This window comes from Streptosporangium sp. NPDC023963, assembly GCF_040639135.1.
In the GTDB taxonomy this organism is placed as follows: Bacteria; Actinomycetota; Actinomycetes; order Streptosporangiales; family Streptosporangiaceae; genus Streptosporangium.
In genome coordinates this window covers 661,475-668,554 of the sequence record NZ_JBEZZK010000002.1, presented here as the reverse complement: position 1 = coordinate 668,554, position 7,080 = coordinate 661,475, and the positions used below count along the sequence as shown (strand labels likewise).

4 protein-coding genes are annotated in these 7,080 nt (G+C 73.3%); 2 read left to right on the top strand and 2 right to left on the bottom strand.

The window, feature by feature from the left end:
- The coding region (locus AB0F88_RS09010; protein WP_362679315.1) for a hypothetical protein at positions 1 to 528 on the bottom strand (528 nt) is incomplete at its 3' end.
- A 132-nt stretch (positions 529 to 660) separates the two neighbouring features.
- Between AB0F88_RS09010 and AB0F88_RS09005 the strand changes: the two genes are divergently transcribed.
- Together AB0F88_RS09005 and AB0F88_RS09000 are read left to right on the top strand one after the other, a co-directional pair.
- Entirely contained in the window at positions 661 to 5,319 is a 4,659-nt protein-coding gene (locus tag AB0F88_RS09005) for an HAD-IC family P-type ATPase (RefSeq protein ID WP_362679312.1), read from the top strand.
- Between the two features lie 66 nt (positions 5,320 to 5,385).
- Positions 5,386 to 5,511, top strand: coding sequence for a hypothetical protein (locus AB0F88_RS09000; protein WP_362679309.1), 126 nt, complete (start codon positions 5,386 to 5,388; stop codon positions 5,509 to 5,511).
- Between the two features lie 55 nt (positions 5,512 to 5,566).
- On the opposite strand, the gene AB0F88_RS08995 is transcribed toward AB0F88_RS09000, so the two are convergent.
- On the bottom strand, positions 5,567 to 6,925 hold the full coding sequence (locus AB0F88_RS08995; RefSeq protein WP_362679306.1) for a glycoside hydrolase family 3 protein: 1,359 nt from the start codon (positions 6,923 to 6,925) through the stop codon (positions 5,567 to 5,569).
- Positions 6,926 to 7,080: the final 155 nt, after the last annotated feature.

The window sequence follows — 7,080 nt, the reverse complement described above, 5'->3', positions numbered from 1 at the left end:
GGCGACCGGCGCCACACCACGCACCAAGAGCTCCACATCCCGGACGACCGGCACGACGTCCCGGGCGAAGAGCCCCACCTCACGGACCGCGAGCACCACCTCCCGCACGGGAGGCACCACCTCACGGACCACGAGACCCGCGTCACGCACCGCGACCCGGGCGGCCGGTACCGCGACCCGGGCCGCGGGCACCGCGAACCGGGCCGCGGGCACCGCGACCCGCGCCGCCGGTACCGCGAACCGCGCCGCGGGCACCGCCACCCGCGCGGCGAGCACCGTCGCCTCCCGGGCGACCGGCGCCACACCACGCACCAAGAGCTCCACATCCCGGACGACCGGCACGACGTCCCGGGCGAAGAGCCCCACCTCACGGACCGCGAGCACCGGCTCCCGGACCACCACGTCCACCTCACGTTCACGGGCCACGAAGCCCGCGTCCCGGGCCACGAAGCCCACGCCGCGGACCGCGAGGCCCGCGTCCCGGGCCACGACGTCCGCGTCACGATCTTCGGCGTCCACTTCCCGCACCGCGGGCTCCGCCTCCCGGGCGAGAAGTTCGGCCCGCGGGAGATCGTCCAAGTGATCGCAGCGACGGGGCCGATCAGGCCGCGCGTAACCACGGCCTGATCGGCCCCGTCATCTTGCCTGCCGGAGATCTGAATGTTCGTGCCCCGCCTGCTGTCCGTGCCCGCGGAAACCCTCTGGAACGTCGTGCCCGGTGCGATCAAGGTCGTGCCCGCCGCGGTCATGAACGCCCTGCCGCGTTCGCGCGGCAGACGGGTCTGTCCCGGAGGGCTCCATGTCGATCTGCGCGTGATCGGCTCGCCTGGCAGCGAGCCGATGGCCCGGCGGCTGGAGAACGCCCTGCTGAAGCTGAAGGGGGTCGAGCGGGCTGAGGTCAACGGAGTACTCAGCTCCGTCTTCGTGGGGTGTGACCCAGGGGCGATCGATCTGGAGAAGCTGCTGTCGATCGTCAACGCGCTCGACGGCGAGGGCTTGGGGGACGACGACGATGACGACGACGATCTGACCGACGGCTACGACGACCTGGACGAGAACCTAGAGGACGCAGAGGACGCAGAGGACACCGAAGACGCAGAGGACACCGAAGACGAGGAGGCCGAATCCGGCAAGGTCTCGTCTCCGGAGCCGGGGTCCCTCGTTTCCATGCTGGTGCAGCACCACACCGCCAGGCTGGTGGAACGGCAGACCCGTGCCGGCATCCGGCTCGGCGCGAGCCTGCTCGGGGCGGGCATGGCGTTCACCGGGCACGCGCTGCGCGCCCCGTCGATCCCGGCGATCTTTCCCGCCCTGCTGGGCCTGGCCGAGTCCACCCCGAGGGTCCGCCACGAGGTGGAACGCCACCTCGGCGGCCCGGCCACCGTCACCCTGTTCACGACGGCGAGCATCATCACCCACACGCTGGCGCTGCGCCGGGTGGGGATGCTCGTCCAGTCGGCCACCGCCGCCGGCCGCTACATCGAGGCGCGCGACACGCGGCGGGCCTGGGAGGCGCGCCAGCACGAACTGGCGTCGCGGAAGGGCTCCTACCGCCACATCCGCGCGGCCGGGAAACCACGCCCCGCGCCCATGGCCCACAGCCCCGTGGACCGGCTGGAGCGCGTCGCGAGTCCGGTGGCGGCCGGCGCCTCCGGGCTGACGTACCTTCTCAGCGACGGCCACGCGCGCGCCGTCGCCATGCTCACCGCGACGACGCCCAAGGCCGCGAAGCTGGGCCGCGAGTTCTTCGCCGCCGCGATCGGGCGTGCCATGGCGAGACGCGGCGCGATCGTTCTCGACGATCGCGCCCTGCGCCACATGGACGGCGTCGACACGGTCATCCTCGACGCCGACGTGCTCGGCACCGGTTCGTGGGAGATCGATCGCATCGTCCCCCTCGGCGACGCGGACTCCGCGAACGGCGAGGGGAACGACGGGCTGCGCGCGCGGCTCCTCACCCTGATCGACGTCGACGATCCCGGCGCGCGGCGGGAACGCGACGGGTGGAAGGCCGAGCCCCTCGCGGGCCCGGCCGGGCTCGTCACGGAGGACGCCGAGGATTGGGAGGCCCGGGGGATCCGGGCCGTCCGCGTGACGAGGAAGGGCGTTCCGGCCGCCCTGGTCGGCCTGGCGCCGCGCGTCGACCCGCTGGCCGACGCGATCGTCGCCGCGGCCAAGGACGCGTGCGCCGTGACGCTCGCGGGGGGCGACGCGGAACTCGGCCTGCGGCTCGGCATCGACGAGACCGTGCCCGGCGGTTCCCGGCTGGCCCGGTCGATCCGCGCGCTCCAGGCCGCCGGCCACGGGGTCGCCGTGGTGTCGGCGCGCCGGATGGCCGCGCTGGCCCAGGCCGACCTGGGCATAGGCGTGCTGCGCGGCTCGGGCCGGGTGCCCTGGGACGCGGACGTGATCGCCGAGCTCGAGGAGGTCCACCTGCTCCTGAGCTGCCTGGGCCCGGCGAGAAAAACGAGCGAGCGCTGCGTGTGGCTCACCGCCGCCGGAACCGCCGCCGGAGGCGTGTTGACGACCCTCGGACCGGCGGAGGAGTCACAGCACAAGGCGCAGCTCGCGAGCAGCTGCACGTCGGTGGCCACCCTCGTCACGGGCGGGTGGGCGGGCTGGCACGCCGGGCGGGAGGCCCCGCCGGCCCGGGTCGACCGGACCCCCTGGCACGCGATGCCCGCCAAGGAGGTCCTGGCCCTGCTGGGCTCGTCGGCCGGCGGGATCAGCGAGGCCGAGGCCGCGCGGCGCAGGTCCGCCACCGGATCGGGAGAACCGCAGGGCCCCGATTCGCTGCTCCACGTGTCCGTCGCGGAACTGGCCAACCCGCTGACCCCCGTCCTGGCGGCCGGGGCGGGCCTGTCGGCCCTGGTCGGCTCGGTGTCGGACTCGGTGATGATAGGCACGGTCGTCCTCGCCAACGCGCTCATCGGAGGGGGCCAGCGATACAGCGCCGACCGGGCGCTGCACCGCCTGACCGAGGCGGTGGCGGTTCCCGTGCGGCTGCGCCGCCCCCGGGAGAAGACAAGCACTAAGGAGAAGACAAGCACGAAGGAGAAGGCGAGCGCGACTCACACTCCCGGGCATGACTCCGGCTCCCGCCCCCACGAGCAGTCGCACGCGACCGTCGAGGACCTCGTACCCGGCGACGTGGTCGAGCTGCGCGCGGGCGACACCGTGCCGGCCGACTGCCGCGTGCTCAAGGCCGTGGGCCTGGAGATCGACGAGGCCGCCCTCACCGGCGAGTCTCAGCTCGTCACCAAGTCCCCGGAGCCCGTCAACGCGCCCGCCATCGCCGACCGGACCTCGATGGTCTACGAGGGTACGACGGTGGCGGCCGGCAGCGGGCTGGCCGTGGTGGTCGCGGCGGGCGAGGCGACCGAGACGGCCAGGACCGCCAGGCTCGCCGCGGAGCAGCCTCCGGTCACGGGCGTGCGGCTGCGGCTGCGGGAGCTGAGCCGGCGGGTCCTCCCGGTCGCGGTCGGGTCCGGCGTCGTCCTGCTCGCCGCCGACCTGCTGCGCGGCAGTTCGGCGCCGCAGGCGCTCGCGCCGGCGGTGAGCCTCGCCGTCGCCGCCGTACCCGAGGGGCTGCCGTTCGTCGCCTCGGTCGCGGAGCTCGCCTCCGCGCGGCGGCTGTCGACCCGCAACACCCTGGTGCCCAACCCCTCCACGATCGAGGCCCTCGGCCGGGTCAACGTCCTGTGCTTCGACAAGACGGGAACCCTCACCGAGGGGCGCATCAGCCTGCGGTGCGTCTCGGACGTGCAGGACGAGCGCACGCTGGAGGACCTGACGCCCGAGCTGCGGCACATCGTGACCGCCGGGATGCGCGCGTGCCCCCGGCACGACGAGGGGCGCCCCGTCCCGCATCCCACCGACCGCGCCGTGCTGAAGGGGGCCGAGCGGCTGGGGGTGACCGAGAAGGGGACCGGGAGCTGGGAACGGGTCGACGAACTTCCCTTCGAGCCGGGACGCGGCTACCACGCCGTGCTGGGCAAGGGCGACTCGGGCCCGCTGCTGAGCGTCAAGGGCGCCCCCGAGATCGTGGTCACTCGTTGCACGTCCATCCTCCGTGACGGCCAGGTGGTCCCTCTCGCGGACCACCTCGTGGCGGAGGTCGAGAAGGAGCTCGACCAGCTCGCCCGGCAGGGCTACCGGGTGCTCGCGGTCGCGGAGCGCTCCGCCTCCGACCGCCGCGACCTCGACGAGTCCCGCATCCAGGACCTGTGCTTCCTCGGGTTCCTCGGCCTGGCCGACCCCGTGCGGCCCACGGCCGCCGAGAGCGTCGGCCGCCTCACGCGGGCGGGCGTGCGCATCATCATGATCACTGGCGACCATCCGAGCACGGCGGAGGCGATCGGCGCCGAGCTGAACGTGCTGGACGGCGGGCGGATCATGACCGGGCCCGAGCTGGACGAGATGGACGACGACACCCTGGTGGAGGCGTTGCCGGACGTGACGGTCTTCGCCAGGACCACCCCGGCGCACAAGGCGCGGATCGTCGGCTGCCTGCGCCGGACCGGCAAGGTCGTCGCGGTCACCGGCGACGGCGCCAACGACGCCCCCGCGATCCGGGTCGCGGACGTGGGAATCGCCCTCGGGTCCCGCGCCACCCCGGCGGCGCGGGCGGCGGCCGACATCGTGGTGACCGACGACCGCATCGAGACGATCGTCGACGCGATCATCGAGGGCAGGGCGATGTGGGGCTCGGTCCGCGACGCCCTCAGCATCCTGCTCGGCGGCAACATCGGTGAGATCGTCTTCGCGGTCGGATCCAGCCTGATCAGCGGCGGGAACGTGCTGAACGCCCGGCAGCTGCTGCTGGTCAACCTGCTCACCGACATGCTGCCCGCGATGGCGGTGGCCTCCCGTCCGCCGGCGGCCACCAGCCCGGAGAGGCTGCTGGACGAGGGCCCGGAGGCCTCGCTGGGCGCCTCCCTGACCCGGGACATCTACCTGCGCGCCGCCACCACGGCGAGCGCGGCGGGCCTGGCCTGGGCGATCGGCCGGGTGACCGGTACGCGCGGGCGGGCGGACTCCATGGGGCTGGTCGCGCTCGTGGCGTCGCAACTGCTGCAGACTCTGGCCCTGGGCAGCCGGGACCGCCTGGTGGTGCTGGCCTCGCTCCTGTCCCTGGGCGTCCTGGGCATGGCCGTCTCGGTCCCGGGGCTCTGCCGGTTCTTCGGCTGTCACTTCCTGGGGCCCGTGGGGTGGACCGTCGCCCTGGGAAGCGCCGCCACCACGACGGCCGCGGGGGTGGCCTTCCAGGCGTCGACGCGGGGAACGTCACCGAACGTTCACCAAACAGCAACCTCATGACTGGTGACTTAGACTCCTTTGGTATGAATTATCGCCTTAAGACCACTTTCTCCCTGTGAGGTTGCTATGTCCGGATTCATCTCCACCGTGCTCGCGAAGGCCGCCGTCATGCTGATCGAGGCCCTGCTCACGCGCATCGTCCAGTCGCTCGTCATCTCGCTGGCCAGGACCGGCAACCTCCAGCTCGCCTGATCCGGCCTCGCGGCAGGGCCCCTGGATCCCCTTTCAGCGGGCCCGTGAGGTGACTTCAGCGGGCTCGTGAGGTGATGAGCCGGGCGACCTTGAGGTGCTCGGCCGAGCGCAGCACCCGCTCGGCTTCGGCCGGGTCGGCGACCGGCGCCCCGTCCAGCAGGCCGCGGGCGGCCTTCAGCGTCAGCAGCCGCCGGACGGACTGGTCGAGTCTCGCCTTGGAGATCTTCCCGGACGCCACGGCGGCCAGCAGCGCCCGGTGGGCCTCGCGGTAGTCCGGCGGCATGAGCAGCAGGTCCACCCCGGCCTGGATCGCCCGTACCGCGACCTCCCCGTCCCCGTACTTCTTGCGCACCCCGGCCATATCCAGCGCGTCGGTCGAGACGACCCCGTCGAAGCCGAGTTTCTCCCGGAGCAGCCCGGTCAGGATCGGCTTGGAGAGGGTGGCCGGGTCACCCGAGGGGTCGAGCTTCGGCATCACGACGTGCGCGCTCATGATCGCGTCGACGTCCTTGCCGATGGCGGCGGCGAACGGCGGGGCGTCCAGCCTGTTCCACTGGGAGCGGGAGTGCCTGATCACCGGCAGGCCGGTGTGGCTGTCGACACCGGTGTCGCCGTGGCCGGGGAAGTGCTTGGCCGTGGCCCCGATCCCCGCGTCGTGGAAGCCCTGGACGGCGGCGGCGACCATCGGCGCGACCTTCTTCGGGTCCGAGCCGTACGCGCGCGGGCCGATCACCGGGTTGCGCGGGTTGAGGTTGACGTCAGCGACGGGCGCGAAGTCGAGGTTGACGCCCAGGGCGCGCAGTTCGGTGCCCGTCACCTCGGCGGCCCGGCGGGCCAGCGAGAGGTCGCGGGTCGAGCCGATGACCGACGCCCCGGGCAGGGGGGTGACCAGCGGGGCGAGGCGGGAGACCTTGCCGTTCTCCTGGTCGGTGCCGATCAGCAGCGGGATCTCGGGGGACGCCTTCTGCAGGCCGTTGGTGAGCGCCACGACCTGCCGGACGCTTTTGACGTTGCCCGCCCAGGGAAAGAGGATCACCCCGCCGGGGCGGTAGCGGGCGATCATCTTCGCCGGGGTGTCCACGCCGAACCGCGCCTGGTTCTCCCCCGACGCCGTGTCGGCCGACGGGCCGTACAGCACGGGCATGAACAGCTGGCCGACCTTCTCCTCCACGCTCATCGAGGCGAGCACGCCCTCCACCCCCGCAACTTCCGTCGTCGCGGAGGCCGCGGCGGGAACGGACGCCTCGAGGGATCCGGAGGACCCGGGGGTCGCGGCCGCGGTGTCGGCCGGTGCCGCCGCGTCGGCGCTCGCGGAGGTCTCGCCCGCCCGCGTCGCACCGGACACGGGCGGAGCGGTCCTGCCCGCCTCCGCGCATCCGGCCACCATCGTCGCGATCACCGCGATACCCGTCACACGTCTCCACCCAGCCATGCCGCTTACGCTATCCGGGCCCGCGCCCCGGCGCCCGCCCATCCACCCGGTCACCATCGGCCACACGCCTCCCACCGACCGGTGCTTTCCGGCCCGTACGTCACCCATGAAGAAATCCGCCCACTGAAGAGGCCCGC